The 17,801-nt window shown below is 68.7% G+C and carries 16 protein-coding genes; 13 read left to right on the forward strand and 3 right to left on the reverse strand.

All coding sequences use genetic code 11. From position 1 onward, the window contains the following. Nucleotides 1-20: 20 nt before the first annotated feature. From GR168_RS09780 to ectA, 3 genes are all read right to left on the reverse strand, one after another. On the reverse strand, nt 21-452 hold the full coding sequence (locus GR168_RS09780; protein WP_058250063.1) for an ectoine synthase: 432 nt from the start codon (nt 450-452) through the stop codon (nt 21-23). Beyond that, nucleotides 449-1,720 (reverse strand): diaminobutyrate--2-oxoglutarate transaminase, encoded by a 1,272-nt coding sequence (gene ectB / locus GR168_RS09785; protein ID WP_159370625.1) that lies wholly within the window; start codon nt 1,718-1,720, stop codon nt 449-451. Before ectB ends, GR168_RS09780 begins: the two co-directional genes overlap by 4 nt. A 228-nt stretch (nt 1,721-1,948) precedes the next feature. Continuing rightward, nucleotides 1,949-2,476 carry a diaminobutyrate acetyltransferase gene (ectA, locus tag GR168_RS09790; protein ID WP_159370626.1) on the reverse strand — a complete coding sequence of 176 codons (528 nt, stop codon included), beginning with the start codon at nt 2,474-2,476 and terminating at the stop codon, nt 1,949-1,951. 164 nt (nt 2,477-2,640) lie between these two features. On the opposite strand from ectA, the gene rsmD reads away from it, so the two are divergent. From rsmD to GR168_RS09855, 13 genes are all read left to right on the forward strand, one after another. After that, complete coding sequence (gene rsmD, locus GR168_RS09795; protein ID WP_058250065.1) at nt 2,641-3,192, forward strand: 16S rRNA (guanine(966)-N(2))-methyltransferase RsmD; 552 nt, start codon at nt 2,641-2,643, stop codon at nt 3,190-3,192. A 16-nt stretch (nt 3,193-3,208) separates the two neighbouring features. Next, entirely contained in the window at nt 3,209-3,697 is a 489-nt protein-coding gene (gene coaD, locus GR168_RS09800; RefSeq protein ID WP_058250066.1) for a pantetheine-phosphate adenylyltransferase, read from the forward strand. Between the two features lie 118 nt (nt 3,698-3,815). Then, nucleotides 3,816-4,685 carry a DivIVA domain-containing protein gene (locus tag GR168_RS09805; protein ID WP_058250067.1) on the forward strand — a complete coding sequence of 290 codons (870 nt, stop codon included), beginning with the start codon at nt 3,816-3,818 and terminating at the stop codon, nt 4,683-4,685. Between the two features lie 93 nt (nt 4,686-4,778). Then, nucleotides 4,779-5,411 carry a DUF177 domain-containing protein gene (locus tag GR168_RS09810; RefSeq protein ID WP_203235943.1) on the forward strand — a complete coding sequence of 211 codons (633 nt, stop codon included), beginning with the start codon at nt 4,779-4,781 and terminating at the stop codon, nt 5,409-5,411. Beyond that, nucleotides 5,404-6,129 carry a ribonuclease III gene (rnc, locus tag GR168_RS09815; protein ID WP_065628999.1) on the forward strand — a complete coding sequence of 242 codons (726 nt, stop codon included), beginning with the start codon at nt 5,404-5,406 and terminating at the stop codon, nt 6,127-6,129. Before GR168_RS09810 ends, rnc begins: the two co-directional genes overlap by 8 nt. Nucleotides 6,130-6,162: 33 nt before the next feature. After that, entirely contained in the window at nt 6,163-7,074 is a 912-nt protein-coding gene (gene mutM / locus GR168_RS09820; protein ID WP_065628998.1) for a bifunctional DNA-formamidopyrimidine glycosylase/DNA-(apurinic or apyrimidinic site) lyase, read from the forward strand. Nucleotides 7,075-7,179: 105 nt separating this feature from the next. Further along, nucleotides 7,180-7,638, forward strand: a complete 459-nt coding sequence (locus GR168_RS09825; RefSeq protein ID WP_065629086.1) for an OsmC family protein — start codon at nt 7,180-7,182, stop codon at nt 7,636-7,638. Nucleotides 7,639-7,643: 5 nt separating this feature from the next. Continuing rightward, nucleotides 7,644-7,934 carry an acylphosphatase gene (locus GR168_RS09830; protein WP_065628997.1) on the forward strand — a complete coding sequence of 97 codons (291 nt, stop codon included), beginning with the start codon at nt 7,644-7,646 and terminating at the stop codon, nt 7,932-7,934. A 43-nt stretch (nt 7,935-7,977) separates the two neighbouring features. After that, nucleotides 7,978-11,586: a chromosome segregation protein SMC gene (gene smc / locus GR168_RS09835; RefSeq protein WP_065628996.1), complete on the forward strand. Its 3,609-nt coding sequence runs from the start codon at nt 7,978-7,980 to the stop codon at nt 11,584-11,586. Next, nucleotides 11,583-13,169 carry a signal recognition particle-docking protein FtsY gene (ftsY, locus tag GR168_RS09840; protein ID WP_137809336.1) on the forward strand — a complete coding sequence of 529 codons (1,587 nt, stop codon included), beginning with the start codon at nt 11,583-11,585 and terminating at the stop codon, nt 13,167-13,169. Before smc ends, ftsY begins: the two co-directional genes overlap by 4 nt. Nucleotides 13,170-13,399: 230 nt before the next feature. Beyond that, on the forward strand, nt 13,400-14,752 hold the full coding sequence (locus tag GR168_RS09845) for an ammonium transporter (protein ID WP_171011577.1): 1,353 nt from the start codon (nt 13,400-13,402) through the stop codon (nt 14,750-14,752). A gap of 50 nt (nt 14,753-14,802) precedes the next feature. Then, nucleotides 14,803-15,141, forward strand: a complete 339-nt coding sequence (locus GR168_RS09850; protein WP_004572306.1) for a P-II family nitrogen regulator — start codon at nt 14,803-14,805, stop codon at nt 15,139-15,141. Between the two features lie 113 nt (nt 15,142-15,254). Next, the gene (locus GR168_RS09855) at nt 15,255-17,795 is read left to right on the forward strand and encodes a [protein-PII] uridylyltransferase (protein WP_159370628.1); all 2,541 of its coding nucleotides are present in this window, start codon (nt 15,255-15,257) and stop codon (nt 17,793-17,795) included. Nucleotides 17,796-17,801 lie beyond the last annotated feature (6 nt).

Genomic DNA, 17,801 nt, shown 5'->3' on the forward strand with positions numbered 1-17,801 from the left:
CGAGGTGTCTGCGAGAGCCGTCAGGTGACGGGCGTCTCCGCGTGCTTGCCGGCCGGCTGCGGCACGGTCACCAGCGGGTACACGCCGTTCTCGTCGTGGACTTCGGTGCCCACGACAGGCGGGTTGAACACGCACAGCATGCGCATCTCGGTGTCGGCGGTGACGGTGTGCCGCTCGTGGCCGTTCAGCAGGTACATCGTGCCCGGCGCGAGCGGATAGGTCTCGCCGGTCTCTCGGTCGAGGAGTGTGCCGGTGCCTTCGACGAGCCAGACGGCCTCGACATGGTTGGCGTAGTGGAACTCGTTGACCGAGCCGGCCTTGATCGTGGTCTCGTGGAACGAGAATCCCACATTGTCGCCGCCGAGGATGATGCGCTTGGAGACCCAGTTGCCCTTGGGGTCGGCGACGTCGCGGTCGGTCCCGGTGATTTCTTCAGTGGTTCGGACGATCATCCGATCACCTCCTTGACTGCATCGGACAGGATGGACAGGCCGCGGTCGAGGTCCTCGCGCGAGATGGTCAGCGGCGGGAGCAGCTTCACCACCTCGTCGGACGGGCCCGACGTCTCGGCCAGGAGTCCCGCGCCGAAGGCCTGCGCGCAGACCTTGCCCGCGGCGGTATGGTCCTCGAACGCGAGTCCGCGCACCATGCCACGCCCACGGGTGGAGATGCCGTCGTAGCGGTTGCACAGGTCGGTGAAGACCTCGTGGATCCGCTCGCCCTTGGCATGGATGTCGCGGGTCAGTGCGTCGTCGGCCCAGTAGGTCTCGATCGCCTTGGCGGCGGTCACGAAGGCCGGGTTGTTCCCGCGGAAGGTGCCGTTGTGCTCGCCGGGGGTCCACACGTCGAGCTCGGGCTTGAACAGGGTCAGCGCGAACGGCAGCCCGTAGCCGCTGATCGACTTCGACAGGGTGACGATGTCGGGCTTGATGCCGGCTTCCTCGAACGAGAAGAACTCGCCGGTGCGGCCACAGCCCATCTGGACATCGTCGACGATCAGCAGGATGTCGCGACGCTGGCACAGGTCGGAGAGGGCCCGCAGCCACTCGGCACGAGCGACGTTCACGCCGCCCTCGCCCTGGACGGTCTCGACGATGACCGCCGCCGGGCGGTTCAGGCCGCTGCCGGAGTCGTCGAGCACACGCTCGAACCAGGCGAAGTCCTCCATGACGCCGCCGAAGTAGTTGTCGAAGGGCATGGGCGTCGCGTGGACGAGCGGGATACCGGCGCCGGCACGCTTCATCGAGTTACCGGTCACCGACAGCGATCCGAGCGTCATGCCATGGAAGGCGTTGGTGAAGCTGATGATCGACTCGCGACCGGTCACCTTGCGCGCCAGCTTGAGTGCCGACTCGACGGCATTGGTACCCGTCGGGCCGGGGAACTGGATCTTGTAGTCGAGTCCGCGCGGCTCGAGGATGTGGCCGGTGAACTTCTCGATGAAGTTCCCCTTGGCGACGGTCGCCATGTCGAGACCGTGGGTGATGCCGTCGGACTCGATGTACTCCAGGAGGGCCTTCTTCAGGACCGGGTTGTTGTGGCCGTAGTTCAAGGACCCGGCGCCCGCGAAGAAGTCGAGGTATTCGCGGCCGTCCTGATCGGTGATGTAGGAGCCCTTGGCGGTGGTGAACACAGCCGGCCAGTTACGGCAGTAGCTGCGCACCTCGGATTCGTGGGCGGTGAAGACTGAATCGTCCATGTGGGTGTCGAGAAGTGGCATGTCGTGTGCTTCCTTCTGGTGTGACAACGTGGGGTTCATGTGCCCGGCTCGGGGTCGCGTCATCGCGATCGCCGGGTTCGGCTGAGCCCCACGGGCTGGGGTCGGCCTTTGGTCGGGATGTTATGCGGGACAACCGATTACGGGTCGGCAAGATGGAAACGCCGCGCGCGTGCCGCATCTGAGGCGTCGGCCCGGTGGTCCAAGACGACGATCGGAGTCGCGCCGGACTCAGGGCTCGGGGATCTCCGGCTCGAGCATGTAGAGATCTTCCGGCTCGTGGGAGTCGGGGAATGTGTTCGCCGCGAACAGGTCTCGACGTTCGAAACGAAGTCCGCGGACCTTGGCCACCGAGGCGAACAGGCGTTGGGACGGGACGTTGTCCGGGCTGATCGTCGTGTGCATGGCGACCATGCCGTGACGGTTGACGCGGTCGAACAGCTCGTGCAGCATGGTCGCCGCGATGCCGTGTCCGCGCACCTCGTCGTCGACGGCGACCTGCCAGACCATCAGGGTGGAGGGGTCGCTCTGCCGCCGGTATCCGGTGACGAAACCGACTGCGCGGCCGTCGACTTCGGCGACGATCGAGGTGGTGGCGAAATCGTGGCACCACAGCACATAGGAGTAGCTCGAGTTGACGTCGAGAACCTGTGAGTCCGAAGCGATTTCCCAGAGGCGGATACCGTCGTCGACCGTGGGAACCCGGTAATCGACGGTGAGGGTTGTTGTCGGGGCCGTTCTTGTTTGGGAAGGGCTCATAACGCACTCGACGTTAACAATGCGTGTCGTAGAAGTCATGTACCTGCGGAAATTGGTCCGCGGAACGCCTACCTTGTCCCTGTTCAGGCATACAATGTGAAGCGGGTCACAAAGACGTGATTCCGGATTGGTTCGGGTGGCTTCCGGGGTTGCAGAATGGCCCCATGACGAGGATCATCGCCGGCCGGCTGGGTGGGCGCCGACTGCGTGTTCCGGGCGAGGGTACCCGGCCCACTTCCGACCGGGTTCGCGAATCGGTGTTCAACATATTGGCCGCCCGATCCGATCTGGACGGACTCTGGGTCCTCGACCTGTACGCGGGATCGGGGGCGCTGGGTCTCGAGGCGATCTCGCGTGGTGCCGCGGGGGCGACGTTCGTGGACTCCGGGCGCCGGGCCGCCGTCACGATAGCCGCCAACGTGCGGGCCTGTGGGGTGGGCCCGAACGCCACCGTACATACGCGCACGGTGTCGGCCTACCTCGCCGGCGCCGCGGAACGGCGGTTCGGCCTCGTCTTCTCCGATCCGCCGTACGACCTCCGGGCCGACCGGATCACCGCGGACCTGGAGCTGCTGCGGTCACACCTGGACGACGACGCGCTGATCGTCGTCGAACGCTCGACGCGGTCCACCGGCGACATCTGGCCATCTGAGTACGAGGTGGTCGTCGACAAGTCCTATGGCGACACCCGGGTGGAGATCGCCCGCCTGGTCTGACCGGTAAGTTCGGGCCATGACGACGGCAGTGTGTCCCGGTTCCTTCGATCCCTTCACCCTCGGTCACCGATACGTGGTGGAACGCGCTGCGGCGTGTTTCGACGAGGTCGTGATCACCGTGGTGGTCAACCCCAACAAGCGCGGCATGTTCGGTGTGGACGAGCGGATCGAACTCATCGAAGAGGACTGTGCGGACCTGGCGAATGTGCGGGTCGACCGGTGGGAGGGCCTGCTCGTCGACTACCTGCGGCAGGAGTCGATCCACACCATCGTGAAGGGGCTGCGCTCCGCCGTCGACTTCGACTACGAGGTGCCGATGGCGCAGATGAACCGCGAGCTCGCCGATGTGGAGACGGTCTTCCTGCTCACCGACCCACGATTCGCCCACGTCTCGAGCTCGCTGGTGAAGGAGGTGGCGAAGTTGGGTGGAGACGTGACGCCCTTCTTGTCCGCACATGTCCACAAGAGCCTGATGAGCCGGTTGTCCGGCGAGCTCTCGGCCTGACCCATCGGTCGGGCGCGACACACCCCACGCGCTTCACGAGTCACAAGCGCAACATTCGGCACAATAGTCACAGAATCACCAACTGTTGCAACCAGGCAAGCGCCGGATTGGGGTGGCTGTGTACCGGGTATTTGAGGCTCTCGACGAGCTGGTCGCGATCGTCGAAGAGGCGCGGAGTGTGCCGATGACCGCCGGGTGCGTCGTGCCGCGCGGCGACGTGCTGGAACTCCTCGACGACATCAAGGACTCCATCCCCGGCGAACTCGACGACGCGCAGGACGTCCTCGACCAGCGTGACACCCTGATCGGGGATGCCCGCGAGCACGCCGAGACGACGGTGTCCAAGGCGGATTCCGAGTCCGAGGCGGTCCTCGCGCACGCTCGCGCCGAGGCCGACCGGATCCTCTCCGAGGCGAAGGCGCAGGCCGACCGTATGGTCGACGAGGCGAGCGCGCACTCGGGCTCGCTGGTGGAGGACGCCGCCGAGGAGGCACACCGTCTGCAGACCAGCGCGGCGCGCGAATTCGAGGCCGTCACCGGCCGGGCGCGGGCCGAGGCGCAGCGCACCATCGACGCCGCCAACAACTCCTACGACAAGTCGGTGGCCGACGGTATCGCCGAGCAGCAGCGCCTCGTCTCCGAGACCGAGGTCGTCGGTGCGGCGAAGTCCGAGGCCGAGCGGATCATCGACGCCGCGCACGCCGAGGCCGACCGCCTGCGCGGTGACTGCGACGTCTACGTGGACGAGAAGCTCGCCCAGTTCGAAGAGATCCTGACCGGCACGCTGCGATCGGTGAACCGGGGTCGGCACCAGCTGCGGACCGGCGCCGGCATGCACGACTATGTCGAGTACCCCCGCGGTGTCGACGAGTCCGGGCGAGGCGACGGTGCGCGTTCGCGCGAGTCCCGCGGCGACGATCCCCGCTCGCGCGAGACCTCGGCCCGCCACACCTACGACCGCGACCACGGTTCGCCGCTCGCGGTGTGACACGCTCGTCGACCCGGCTGTCCACACGCCGCCGGCGTCGGTCGATCATTCCCGGGTGCGAGCGTATGGTGGGCGTTTGTGGCTGATCATGCTGTGACATCAGAGCCGTCGCACGGTCCCGGTTCTACTCCCAGGCGCGAGCCCTTCGTGCTGGATGTGCGTTCGATGGGACGCCGCCCGGGCACGATGTCGGAGGTGCACCGTACTGTCCGGACACCCGAACGGTTGGGCGTCGAGATGGTCGGGATCCCAGCGGATTCCGATGTCGACCTCGACCTCCGTCTGGAGGCGGTGTCCGAGGGAATCCTGGTGACCGGGACGGTGTGCGGTGAAACCGTCGGTCAGTGCTCACGCTGCCTCGAGCCGATCGACGGCACGGTGACGGTCTTCCTCACCGAGTTGTTCGCCTACCCGGACAGCGCGACCGAGCAGACCACCGACGCCGACGACATCCATCGCATCGCCGACGACCGTATCGACCTCGAACAGTCGATCATCGACGCCGTGGCACTCGAACTGCCGATGTCGCCCCTCTGTTCGTCGGACTGCGAGGGTCTGTGCCAGACCTGCGGGGTGCGTCTGGCCATCGCCGAACCGGGTCACTCCCACGAGGTCATCGACCCGCGCTGGGCCGGACTCGCCGACAAGTTCGCCGACCTCGGGAAGGACGATACGCCGACGGACGGTGCCGCAACCGATCCCGACCCGGAACGACATCGTGACTGAGGCCGTGCGTGCGGACGGTCCGCGTGCGGCCCTGCTCGACGCGCTGGACACCGACATTCCCGACGACCTGCTGACGCTGGCACTGACCCATCGTTCCTACGCGTATGAACACGGCGGTCTGCCGACCAACGAGCGCCTGGAGTTCCTCGGGGACTCGGTGCTCGGTGTCGTCATCACCCAGCGTCTCTACCTGCGTTATCCCGATCGACCCGAGGGCGAGCTGGCGAAGATCCGGGCCAGCGTCGTCAACATGCATGCGCTCGCCGACGTCGCGCGTGGTCTCGGGGACGAGGGCGGTCTGGGCAAGTACCTGTTCCTCGGCCGCGGCGAGGAGATGACCGGCGGGCGCGACAAGGACTCGATCCTGGCCGATGGTCTGGAGTCGCTGTTCGGCGCGGTCTTCCTCAGTCACGGACTCGAGACCTCGCAGCGCGTCATCCTGCGTCTGTTCGACGAGCGCCTCGAACGTGCCGGCAACCTCGGCGCAGGGCTGGACTGGAAGACGTCGCTGCAGGAGTTGAGTTCGGAGCGCGGGTTCGGTCCGCCGCAGTATCAGATCAGCGCGACCGGTCCCGACCACAACAAGGAGTTCACCGCGACCGCGCTGGTCGCCGGCGAGAGCCTCGGCGAGGGTGTCGGCCGGACCAAGAAGGAAGCGGAGCAGCAGGCCGCCGCACACGCCTGGAAAGTGCTGACCGAGCGCGCGTCGGCGTCGTGAACCCTTCTGTCAGCCGGCTTTTCGCGATCTGCGATGCCTGAACTCCCCGAGGTCGAGACCGTCCGCATCGGTCTCGAGACCCATCTCGTCGGTCGGGTGGTGGCCTCGACCGAGGTCCTTCATCCGCGCGCGGTCCGTCGTCACGCCGGCGGTGAGCCGGATCTGATCGGTCGGCTCGCCGGCAAGCGGGTGACCGGCGTCCGGCGCCGCGGCAAGTACCTGTGGATCGATGTCGCCGACTCCGCCGACCGTGCGGCGCTCGTCGTCCACCTCGGGATGAGTGGCCAGATGCTGATCGCCCGGACCGGAACCCCCGACCACACGCACCTGCGTATCCGCGCGGTCCTCGACGACGAGAACGAACTCCGCTTCGTCGATCAGCGGACCTTCGGCGGCTGGCATCTCGACGACTACACACCCGATGTGTACGCGCCCCCGGGGAATACGGAGACGACCGACCCGTCGCCCGCCGACATCCCGGTCTCGGTGGCACACATCGCGACCGATCCGTTCGACCCGGCCTTCGATCCCGTCCGCGTGGTGGATCGCATGCGCGCCAAACACTCCGAGATCAAACGGGTCCTGCTGGATCAGACGGTGATCTCCGGCGTCGGCAACATCTACGCCGACGAGGCGCTGTGGCGCGCACGTCTGCACGGCTCGCGGATCGCCGAGACGATCAGTCGCAAGAAACTGCGCGAACTCATCGATGCCGTCACCGACGTGATGGCGGATGCGCTGAAGGTCGGCGGTACCTCGTTCGACGCGCTCTACGTGAACGTCAACGGACAGTCCGGCTACTTCGAGCGGTCCCTGAACGCCTACGGGCGGGCGGGGGAGCCGTGTCGCCGATGCGGCGCGATCATGCGCCGCGAGCAGTTCATGAACCGTGGCTCGTTCTCGTGTCCGCGGTGCCAACGGCCGCCGAAGGCGAACCCGGGCTGACGCGCAGGCGGAGCCGCGCCGGGAACAATCGACGTGCCGGGGCTCTTACTATTGGTCGCGATGCCGGCGGCGCCGGCCGACAACATCTTGAGAGGACCCGCCTCGATGACCACCGAAGCAACTGCCCCCGCCTCCGGGGTTCCCGCCGACCAGGCCCACACCGATCTGTGGGTCGAGCGAACCGGCACACGCCGGTACACCGGTCGCAGCTCGCGCGGCGCGGAGGTGCTGATCGGCTCGCAGGACGTCGAGGGCGTCTTCACCCCGGGTGAACTTCTCAAGATCGCGCTGGCCGCCTGCACCGGCATGTCATCGGACCGGCCGCTGGCGCGACGCCTCGGTGACGACTACGACGCGACGATCCGCGTCAGCGGCGACGCCGACCGCGAGAACGAGGTGTACCCGCGCATCGAGGAGATCCTCGAGATCGACCTGTCCGAACTCGAGCCCGACGCCGCGGCCCGGTTGCTCGTCGTCGTCGAACGCGCCATCGACGCGGTGTGCACGGTCGGACGCACCGTCAAAGCCGGTGCCCAGGTGGACCTGCGGATCGAGACGGACTGACCGTCATGAGCGCGCACAGCACCGACCCCATCCGGCTCACCGCGCACGTCCACGGGCACGTGCAGGGCGTGGGCTTCCGGTGGTGGACCAGAGCGCGTGCTCTCGAACTCGGGCTCGTCGGCTACGCGTCGAACCAGGCCGACGGCCGGGTGCTGGTCGTTGCCGAGGGGCCACGGGACAAGGCCCGCGCCCTGCTCGACGCGCTCCGGTCGGGAACCACGCCCGGACGGGTGGACCTGGTGGTCGAGCGTGTGGATGAACCGCGCGGGGACCTCGACGGCTTCGTCGAACGGTGAGGAGAGCCGAAACACGTCGCGATGGTGAGTAGTCTGTACCGTCGTGCACCTCAAAAGCCTGACCCTGAAGGGCTTCAAGTCGTTCGCCTCGGCGACGACCCTGCGCTTCGAGCCGGGTATCACGTGCGTCGTCGGTCCCAACGGCTCCGGTAAGTCGAACGTCGTCGACGCCCTGACCTGGGTGATGGGCGAGCAGGGAGCGAAAGCGCTGCGCGGCGGGAAGATGCAGGACGTCATCTTCGCCGGCACCTCGGGCCGTCCTCCGCTGGGCCGCGCCGAGGTCACCCTCACCATCGACAACGCCGACGGTGCGCTGCCGATCGAGTACTCCGAGGTGTCCATCACGCGCCGGATGTTCCGCGACGGCGCCGGCGAGTACGAGATCAACGGCAGTTCCTGTCGCCTGATGGACGTGCAGGAGCTGCTGTCGGACTCCGGTATCGGTCGCGAGATGCACGTGATCGTCGGCCAGGGGCGGTTGTCGGCGATCCTCGAGTCCCGGCCCGAGGACCGCCGCGCGTTCATCGAAGAGGCGGCCGGGGTCCTCAAACACCGCAAGCGCAAGGAAAAAGCGGTCCGCAAGCTCGACGCGATGCAGGCCAACCTGGCGCGTCTGAACGATCTGACGGCCGAACTCCGTCGCCAGCTCAAACCGCTGGGACGCCAGGCCGAGGTCGCCCGCCGGGCCCAGACCGTCCAGGCCGATCTCCGCGACGCCCGGTTGCGCCTGGCCGCCGACGACCTCGTCACCCGCCGCGCCGAGATGGCCGAACACGCCGCCGTCGAGGACGAGGTCCGGCGTCGGCAGGACGAGGTGGCCGCCGAACTCGACCGTGCGAACGCGGAAGTGGCCGAACACGAACAGCATCTCGCCGAGATCACGCCCGCCGCGGCCGCGGCCAACCGCGCCTGGTTCCGGTTGTCGGCGCTCGCCGAGCGCGTCGACGCGACCCGCCGGGTGGCCGCCGAACGCAGCCGGTACCTCAGCGAGCCGTCGAGCGAGGCGTCCGGGCCCGACCCGGAGGAGCTCGACGAGCAGGCCCTCGAGGCCGCCGAACTCGAAGCCGAGCTGACCGAGGGTGTCGAGATCGCCGCCGAACAGCTCGAGAGCGCCCGCGAGGTGCTCGGCGAACGCGAGTCGATCGCGGAGGCGGCCGAGGCGGCTCACCTCGCGGCCGTCCGGGCCATCGCCGACCGTCGCGAGGGTCTGGCGCGCCTCGAAGGGCAGGTGGACAACCTGCGGACGCGTTCGGAGTCGGTCGACGCCGAGGCGCAGCGCCTCACCGCGGCCATCTCGGCCGCCACCGAACGCGCAGAAGTCGCAGTCACGCAACAGGATTCGGCGGCAAGCGAGTTGGCGCAGCTGGAAGCCGCCGAACAGGCGCTCGACGAACACCACGAACGATGCGTGGCCGCGCTGAACCTGTCCAACGAGCGCGTGGCCACCCTGCAGGCCGCACACCGCGACGCCGAGCACGCCATCGCCTCCTTGTCGGCCCGGGCGGACGCACTCGCCATGGGACTCGAGCGCGGCGACGGCGGCGCATGGCTCCTGGAGAACGCGCCCGACGGCCTGCTTGGACCGATGTCGGAGCTGGTCACGGTCGAAGCGGGTTTCGAGACGGCCATCGCCGGGGCGCTCGGACCCGCCGTGGACGGCATCGTCACCGTGGACGGGATCGCGGCGGTGCGGGCGCTGGCGGCCCTGAAGTCGGGCGACGGGGGACGGGCCGCGCTGATCTGCGGCGGACTCACCGGCCCGGACCGATCGAGCGACGTCGCGCTGCCCGACGGGGCGAGGTGGGCGGCCTCGGTGGTCGACACCCGGCCGGAGATCCGCGGTGCGATCGACACCGTCCTGGCCGACACCGTCATCGTCGACGACCCTGCGCAGGGGCTCGAACTCGCCCGCCGTCTGGGCGTGCGCGCGGTGACGCCCGCCGGCGACCGCATCTCGGCGGCGTCGGTCGAGGGCGGTTCGTCACGCCGCCCCTCCACGTTGGAGGTCCAGTCGGCGATCGATGCCGCTACCGCCGAACTCGCCTCGACCCGCAGGCGCGTCGAAGAACTCGAGGCGGCGCTCGCCGGTGCGCTCACCGAGCAGCACGATCGGCGGGAGGCGGCCGAGGAGGCGCTCGCGGCGCTGCACGAGTCCGACGCCGGCGTCGGCGCCGCGTATGAGCAGATGGCCCGGCTGGGCCAGGAGATCAGAGCCTCGCGTGCCGAGGCCGACAAGCTGACCCGACAGCGGAATCTGCTCGAGAAGGGCCGCGAGGAAACCCTCGAGAACCTGCAGGAACTCACCGAGCGACTGCGTCTCGCCCGCGATGAGTCCGAGGTGGGGACCGAGATGTCCGCCGACGACACCGACCGCGCGAACGCCGCGACCGCCGTCGGCGTGGCACGCAGCGCCGAGATGGAGGCGCGCCTGACCTTGCGGACAGCCGAGGAACGCCTGGCATCCGTCCGGGGCAAGGCGGACTCGCTGCGGCGGGCCGCACAGCGCGAGCGCGAGGCACGCGAGCGGGCTCGTCGGCAGGACGAGATCCGACGCCAGGCCGCGGGCGTGGCGGCAGCCGTCGAACGCGCCGGTGCACAGGTCAGTGAGCGTCTCGCCGCGGCGGTGGCCTCGGCGCAGGCCGGGCGCGACGAACTCGAGGAGATCCGGACCGCCCGCACCGCGACCCTCGACGCGCTCCGGGTCCGGGCGGGCGAACTGACGACCACCCTCAATTCGCTGCGCGACACCGTCCACCGCGACGAGGTGGCGCGGGCCCAGGTCGCGCTGCGGATCGAACAGCTCGAAGAGCAGGTTCTCGAGACCTTCGCGATGGCGCCCGACGATCTGATCGCCGAATACGGTCCCGACGTGCCGATGCCCCCGTCGGCGCTGGAGATGGCCGAGTACGAGCAGGCCCGGGAACGCGGCGAGCAGGTCGTCGCACCGGCCCCGATGCCCTACAACCGGGCGACACAAGAGGCCCGCGCCAAGAAGGCACAGAAGGATCTCAACACGCTCGGCAAGGTGAACCCGCTGGCGCTCGAGGAGTTCGCCGCTCTCGAAGAGCGGTACAACTTCCTGTCGTCGCAGCTCGAGGACGTCAAGGCGGCCCGCAAGGACCTCCTCGACGTCGTGGAAGAGGTCGACGCCCGGATTCTGCAGGTGTTCACCGAGGCGTACGCCGACGTGGAACGCGAGTTCGGCCAGGTCTTCCAGACCCTGTTCCCCGGCGGCGAGGGCCGGCTCGTCCTGACCGAACCCGGCGACATGCTCACGACGGGCATCGAGGTCGAGGCGCGTCCGCCCGGTAAGAAGGTCAAGAGGCTCTCGCTGTTGTCGGGCGGAGAGAAGTCGCTGACCGCGGTCGCCATGCTGGTGGCGATCTTCCGCGCGCGCCCGTCGCCGTTCTACGTCATGGACGAGGTCGAGGCCGCGCTCGACGACACCAACCTGCGGCGACTGATCACATTGTTCGCCCAGCTGCGGGAGAAGTCGCAGCTCATCGTCATCACCCACCAGAAGCCCACGATGGAGGTCGCGGATGCGCTCTACGGAGTCAGCATGCGCGGCGACGGCATCACGACGGTCATCTCGCAACGCATGCGCGGAGTGAACATGCCCGTCGGTCAACAGGAGGACACCAGCCAGTGAACACCGGAATCATCATCGGCATCGTCGTCGCGGTGCTCGTCGTGATCGCGCTGATCGTGCTCGGGCTGGTGCTGTCGCGCCGCCGGCGCATCTCGCTGACCGACGAGCGGCAACCGGAGATCGTCGACGGGACGACCCGCCAGGTCGACCGGTCCGGGGGCTACCAGGCCGGATCGGGGTTCAGCTTCAGTCGCGGGGAGGCCGCGGGTGACACCGCCCTCGCGGAACCGCCGCGACGGAGGCCGGAACCCCCGGCTCCGGAGTCTGCGACGCCGGCACCCGAGGTGGTCCGGCCGCCCGGCGAGCGCACCGATGTCGACGGTCAGCCGGGCGTCGGTGACGACTCCGCGGTGCCGCGGGATTCGATCCGGCGCGGCGTCACCGAGGTGTCGCTGCCCGAGCCGGACACCACCGAACCCGAGACCGCAGAACCTGCCACCGCCCGCCCCGAAACCGTCGAGCCGGAAACCGTCGAGCCCGAGACGGCGGAGCCCGACGTCGCCGAGCCCGCGTCCGCCACTGCCGCACCCGCGCAACCCGAGGTCGCCGAGCCCGAGGTCGCCGAACCCGAACCGGCCACCGCCGAGCCGGCAACGACCGAGCCCGGGACCCGGGTACCCGACGATGTCGCGGAGGCGACCACCGCGCCGCCGCTGGACGAGATCGCGCCGACGGCGGGCCGGATCGGTCGGCTGCGCGGCCGGCTGTCCCGGTCACAGGGCGCGATCGGCAAGGGTGTGCTGGGCCTGCTGGGCGCCGGCGATCTCGACGAGGACAGCTGGGAGGAGATCGAGGACACGCTGGTGATGGCCGATCTCGGTGCGTCCACGACGGCCACCGTCGTCGAGACGCTGCGCACCGAGCTCGCGGCCAACCCGGTCCGGACCGCGGGCGAGGCCCGGGCGTTGCTCAAGCGGGTCCTGGTCGAGCAACTCGACCCGACGCTCGACCGCTCGATCCGGGCGCTGCCGCACGCGGGCCGTCCCGCCGTCGTCCTCGTCGTCGGCGTCAACGGCACCGGCAAGACCACCACGACCGGCAAGCTGGCACGCGTCCTGGTCGCCGACGGGCGTCGTGTCGTGCTCGGCGCGGCGGACACGTTCCGCGCGGCTGCCGCCGACCAACTGCAGACGTGGGGTGAGCGGGTCGGTGCCGAGATCGTGCGCGGCAAGGAACAGGCCGATCCCGCCGCCGTCGCATTCGACGCGGTCGACCGGGGCATCGAGAGCGGCGTCGACGTGGTCATGATCGACACCGCCGGCCGGCTGCACACCAAGACCGGCCTGATGGACGAATTGGGCAAGGTCAAGCGCGTCGTGGAGAAGAAGGCGCCGGTCGACGAGGTGCTGCTGGTGCTCGACGCGACCGTCGGACAGAACGGACTGATGCAGGCCCGGGTGTTCGCCGAGGTCGTCAACATCACCGGCGTGGTGCTGACCAAGCTGGACGGCACCGCCAAGGGCGGCATCGTGTTCCACGTACAGAAGGAGCTCGGCGTGCCGGTCAAGCTCGTCGGGCTGGGGGAGGGCGCGGACGACCTCGCGCCCTTCGAACCGGAGGCATTCGTCGACGCACTGCTCTGACGCTGTAGACGCTGCCGTGAAGTCGGGATCTGTGATCGGAAATACCGGGTCAGACATCGTCGACGGAGTCTGAGAGACAGCTCAGAGCCGAACTGGGACGTTACATGGGCGAAATACAAACCGCTCAGGGGGTTACGCGCCCGAAACGTCAGGGCACCACGGCTGAAACCGACTGCCGACAATCTCTTTGGAGGCGCCGAGCCGTCGGCGCATCCTGAGGAGGTTTCGTAGTGGAGTTGGCTCAGTTGCCAAACGAATCGTTTGGCCCGATAGACACGGGCAACACGGCATTCATGCTCGTGTCAGCCGCCATGGTGTTGCTGATGACCCCGGGCCTCGCGTTCTTCTACGGGGGGTTGGCGCGAGGCAAGTCCGTCCTGAACATGATGATGATGTCCTTCGGCGCGCTGGCGTCGATCAGCGTCGTGTACGTGCTGTGGGGCTTCTCGATGTCGTTCAGCGACGGGATCACCGGCAGCAGCGACATCGGCGGGATCTTCGCGAACCCGTTCGCGCTGTTCGGCTCCGACCAGCTGATGAGCACCATCGGCGAGGGCGACACCGAGCAGTACGTCACCGGCGGTCTGTCGATCCCGGCGATCGTCTTCATGGGATTCCAGCTGACCTTCGCGGTCATCACCGTCGCCCTCATCAGCGGTGCGCTCGCCGAACGCGTCAAGTTCTCCACCTGGATGGTCTTCACCGTCCTGTGGGCGACGATCGTGTACTTCCCGCTGTCCCACATGGTCTGGGGCGGGCTCGTCGGTGGCGGCGGCCTCCTCGGTGGCGGTGAGGACGGTCTGGCGGCCAAGATGTTCGGGACCGACGAGGAAGGTGCGGCCAACGTCGCGCCGATCGACTTCGCCGGCGGCACGGTCGTGCACATCAACGCCGGTATCGCGGCGCTGGTCCTGGTCCTCATCATCGGCAAGCGCGTCGGCTTCGGCCGCACCGCCTACCGTCCGCACAACATCCCGTTCGTGATGCTGGGCGCAGCACTTCTCTGGTTCGGCTGGTTCGGGTTCAACGTCGGCTCCGAGCTGGGCGCCGATCTGCTCGCCGGTCAGGTGTGGGTCAACACCACCGCTGCCACCGCCGCGGCGATCCTCGGCTGGCTCGCGGTGGAGATCATCCGTGACAAGCACGCCACCAGCGTCGGCGCCGCCTCGGGTGTGGTCGCCGGTCTGGTCGCCATCACCCCCGCGTGTGGTTCGCTGACCCCGGTCGGCTCGCTCATCCTCGGTGTCATCGCGGGTGCTCTCGCCGCCGTCGCGATCGGCCTGAAGAACAAGTTCGGCTACGACGACTCGCTCGACGTCGTCGGTGTCCACCTCGTCGCCGGCCTCTGGGGCACGGTGGCCATCGGCCTGATCGGCGAGGACGTGGGCCTCTTCTGGGGCGGAGATTACAAGCAGCTGGTGGTCCAGGTCGTGATCGCCTTGTTCGCCCTCGTGTTCACCGGTGTTCTCACCGCGATCATCGCCCTGGTGCTCAAGCCGCTGGGTTGGCGCGTCAGCGACGAGGACGAGAAGAGCGGCATCGACGAGGCGGAACACGCCGAGACGGCCTATGAGCTGGCATGACGCTCGAAGCCATTCGCTACTACGCTGAATCCTGTGGAGAGGGATAACTAATGAAGCTGATCACTGCAATCGTCAAGCCGTTCACGCTCGAGGATGTCAAAGCCGGGTTGGAGCAGGCCGGCATCCTGGGCATGACCGTGAGTGAGGTCCAGGGCTACGGCCGCCAGAAGGGTCACACCGAGGTCTATCGCGGCGCCGAGTACTCGGTCGACTTCGTACCCAAGGTCCGCGTCGAGGTCGTGGTGGACGACGCCGCCGTGGACAAGGTCGTCGACGTGATCGTCGAGGCCGCCCGGACCGGCAAGATCGGTGACGGCAAGGTGTGGGTCTCGCCGGTCGAGTCCGTGGTTCGCGTCCGAACCGGCGAGCGCGGTGGCGACGCACTGTAGCGAGCCCGCCGAGGCGTCGACGAAATCCCGGTGAACGGCCCCGTGCCCGACGACCAGTCGGGCGCGGGGCCGTCGGAGTTCCACACCTCGTATTCCCTTCTCTCCCAAACACTTTGGAGGCAGTCGTAAGCGCCGCAGACCTGGCCAAGACCCGACGGCAACTCACCGAATCCGGCCGATCGGGAAAACTCGATGCACCGGCACTGCGCCAGGTGCTCGTCGACCTGCACGAATTCTGGCTGACCAGCAAGGGCGCCGAACTCGGCATCAAGCCGCACAGCGGGTTCGCGATCGTCGCCGTGGGCGGACTCGGTCGCGGTGAGATGCTCCCGTATTCGGACCTCGATCTGATCCTGCTGCACGACGACATGCCCGCCGAGCGGGTGTCCGAGGTCGCCGACGGACTCTGGTACCCGTTGTGGGACGCCAACATCCCGCTCGACCACAGTGTGCGGACGGTGCCGCAGGCGCTGCAGGTCGCCGGCGACGACGTCACCGCGGCCCTCGGCCTCCTCGAGGCGCGCCACATAGCCGGCGACGAGGATCTGTCCACGTTGCTGATCGGCGGGGTCCGCCAGCAGTGGCGCAACGACATCCGCAATCGGTTCCCCGAAGTGGTCACGCACGCGCAGGACCGCTGGCGGCGAGCCGGCGACATCGCACATCGCGCCGAACCCGACCTCAAGAGCGGCCGGGGCGGCCTGCGTGACGTCCAGCTCCTGGGTGCGCTGGCGATCGCCCAGCTCACCAGCGGGATGGCGAGCCTGCGACCTGATTCGCCCGGTGCCGGACCGCAGGTCGCCTACACGCGGCTCCTCGACATCCGTACCGAACTGCACCGCATCGCCGGGCGTCCCCGCGAGCACGTGCAGGCCCAGGACGCCGACGAGATCGGGGCGGCCCTCCGGATCGGGGACCGGTTCGATCTCGCCCGCGTCATCAGCGACTCGGCCCGCACCATCAGCTACTCCATCGACGTCGGCCTGCGGACCGCGGGCAACGCCCTGCCGCGTCGCGGACTGGCCAAGCTGCGGCGCTCGCCGCTGCGCCGTCCGCTCGACGAAGGCGTCGTCGAGCACAGCGGAGAGATCGTGTTGGCGCGCAACGCGATTCCGAGCAAAGACCCGGGACTCATCTTGCGGGTGGCCGCCGCGTCGGCCCGAACCGGCCTCCCGATCAGCGCGTCGACGCTGAGCCGGCTGGCCGATTACGCGCCGGAACTGCGTGAGCCGTGGCCGGCCGAGGCGCTCAGCGACCTGCTGGTCCTGCTCAGTTCGGGACATCACATGGTCGACCCGATCGAGGCACTCGACCGCACCGGCCTGTGGGGCCGGCTCCTGCCGGAATGGGGTGCGGTGCGCGACCTCCCGCCGCGCGATGCCATCCACACCTGGACCGTCGACCGGCATCTCGTGGAAACCGCGGCGTACGCGAGTGCGATGACCACCCGGGTGTCCCGGCCCGACCTGCTCGTCCTCGGTGCGTTGATCCATGACCTCGGCAAGGGCCGGGGTGCCGACCACAGCATCGTCGGCGCCGATCTGGCGGTTCAGGTCGGCAATCGGTTCGGGCTCTGGCCGCAGGATGTGGCGATCCTCTCCGACATGGTGCGGCACCACCTGCTGCTGCCGCAGGTCGCCACCCGCCGGGACCTCGACGACCCGGCCACCGCCGAGTCGGTCGCCGACACCCTGGGACACAACCGGGTGCTGTTGGAACTGCTTGCCGCACTTGCCGAAGCGGATTCGCTGGCCACCGGCCCGGGGGTGTGGGGGGAGTGGAAGGCCTCGCTCATCCACGACCTCGTCCGCCGGTCGATGCGACTCATCGACGGCGAAGAGCCGAGCGCGCCCGAGCCGCTGACGGCCGAGGACCTGGCCACGGCGGCGGAAGGGGACTACGCGGTCCGGCTCGTCCGGGCCGACGGACAACACACGTACCGCGTCACCATGGTGGCGCCGGATCAACCCGGCCTGCTGTCGAAGATGGCCGGGGTCCTCGCCCTGGGCGGGTTGCGGTCCCACTCGGCGTGTGCCCAGAGCGCCGACGGGAAGGCGATCAACTCGTTCCTGGTCGTCCCGATGTTCGGCAGTCCGCCCGATGCCGGCCTGCTGCGCCAGCAGCTGATCGCGGCCGTCGACGGCAAGATCGATGTCCTCGCGCGGCTCGACGCGCGCGAGCGGGACTCACCGATCCCGACGATCGGCACCGTCACCACGATTCCCGGCACCGTGGTGACCATCGGCGCCAGCGCCGGGAGCACCGATCCCGAGGTCGACGGGGCCGGGCATCCGAAGAACGCGGTACCCGCGCTCTTCGCCGTGGCGCCACCGCGGGTGACGTGGCTGGACGCCCCGGTGGGGGAGGCGGTGCTGGAGGTCCGCTCGGACGACCGGATCGGCCTGCTCAGCCGGGTCAGTGCGGTCCTGGAACGCCACGGCGCCGACATCCGGTGGGCCAAGGTGGCGACCCTGGGCGCCACCGGGGTCGACATCTTCGGCCTGCGGCTGGCGACCGACACCGAGGACGCACGGGCGGAGCTGGCCGAGGCCGTCGTCGCGGTCTGCCCGCCACCGCAGCCGGCGCGCGAGGAGGACGGCGACGGGCCGCAGTCCTATGGCGGGACGGGACGGTCCGGAGTGCCGATCTCCTAGATGTTC

The sequence above is a fragment of the Gordonia sp. JH63 genome (genome assembly GCF_009856645.1).
In the GTDB taxonomy this organism is placed as follows: domain Bacteria; phylum Actinomycetota; class Actinomycetes; order Mycobacteriales; family Mycobacteriaceae; genus Gordonia; species Gordonia hongkongensis.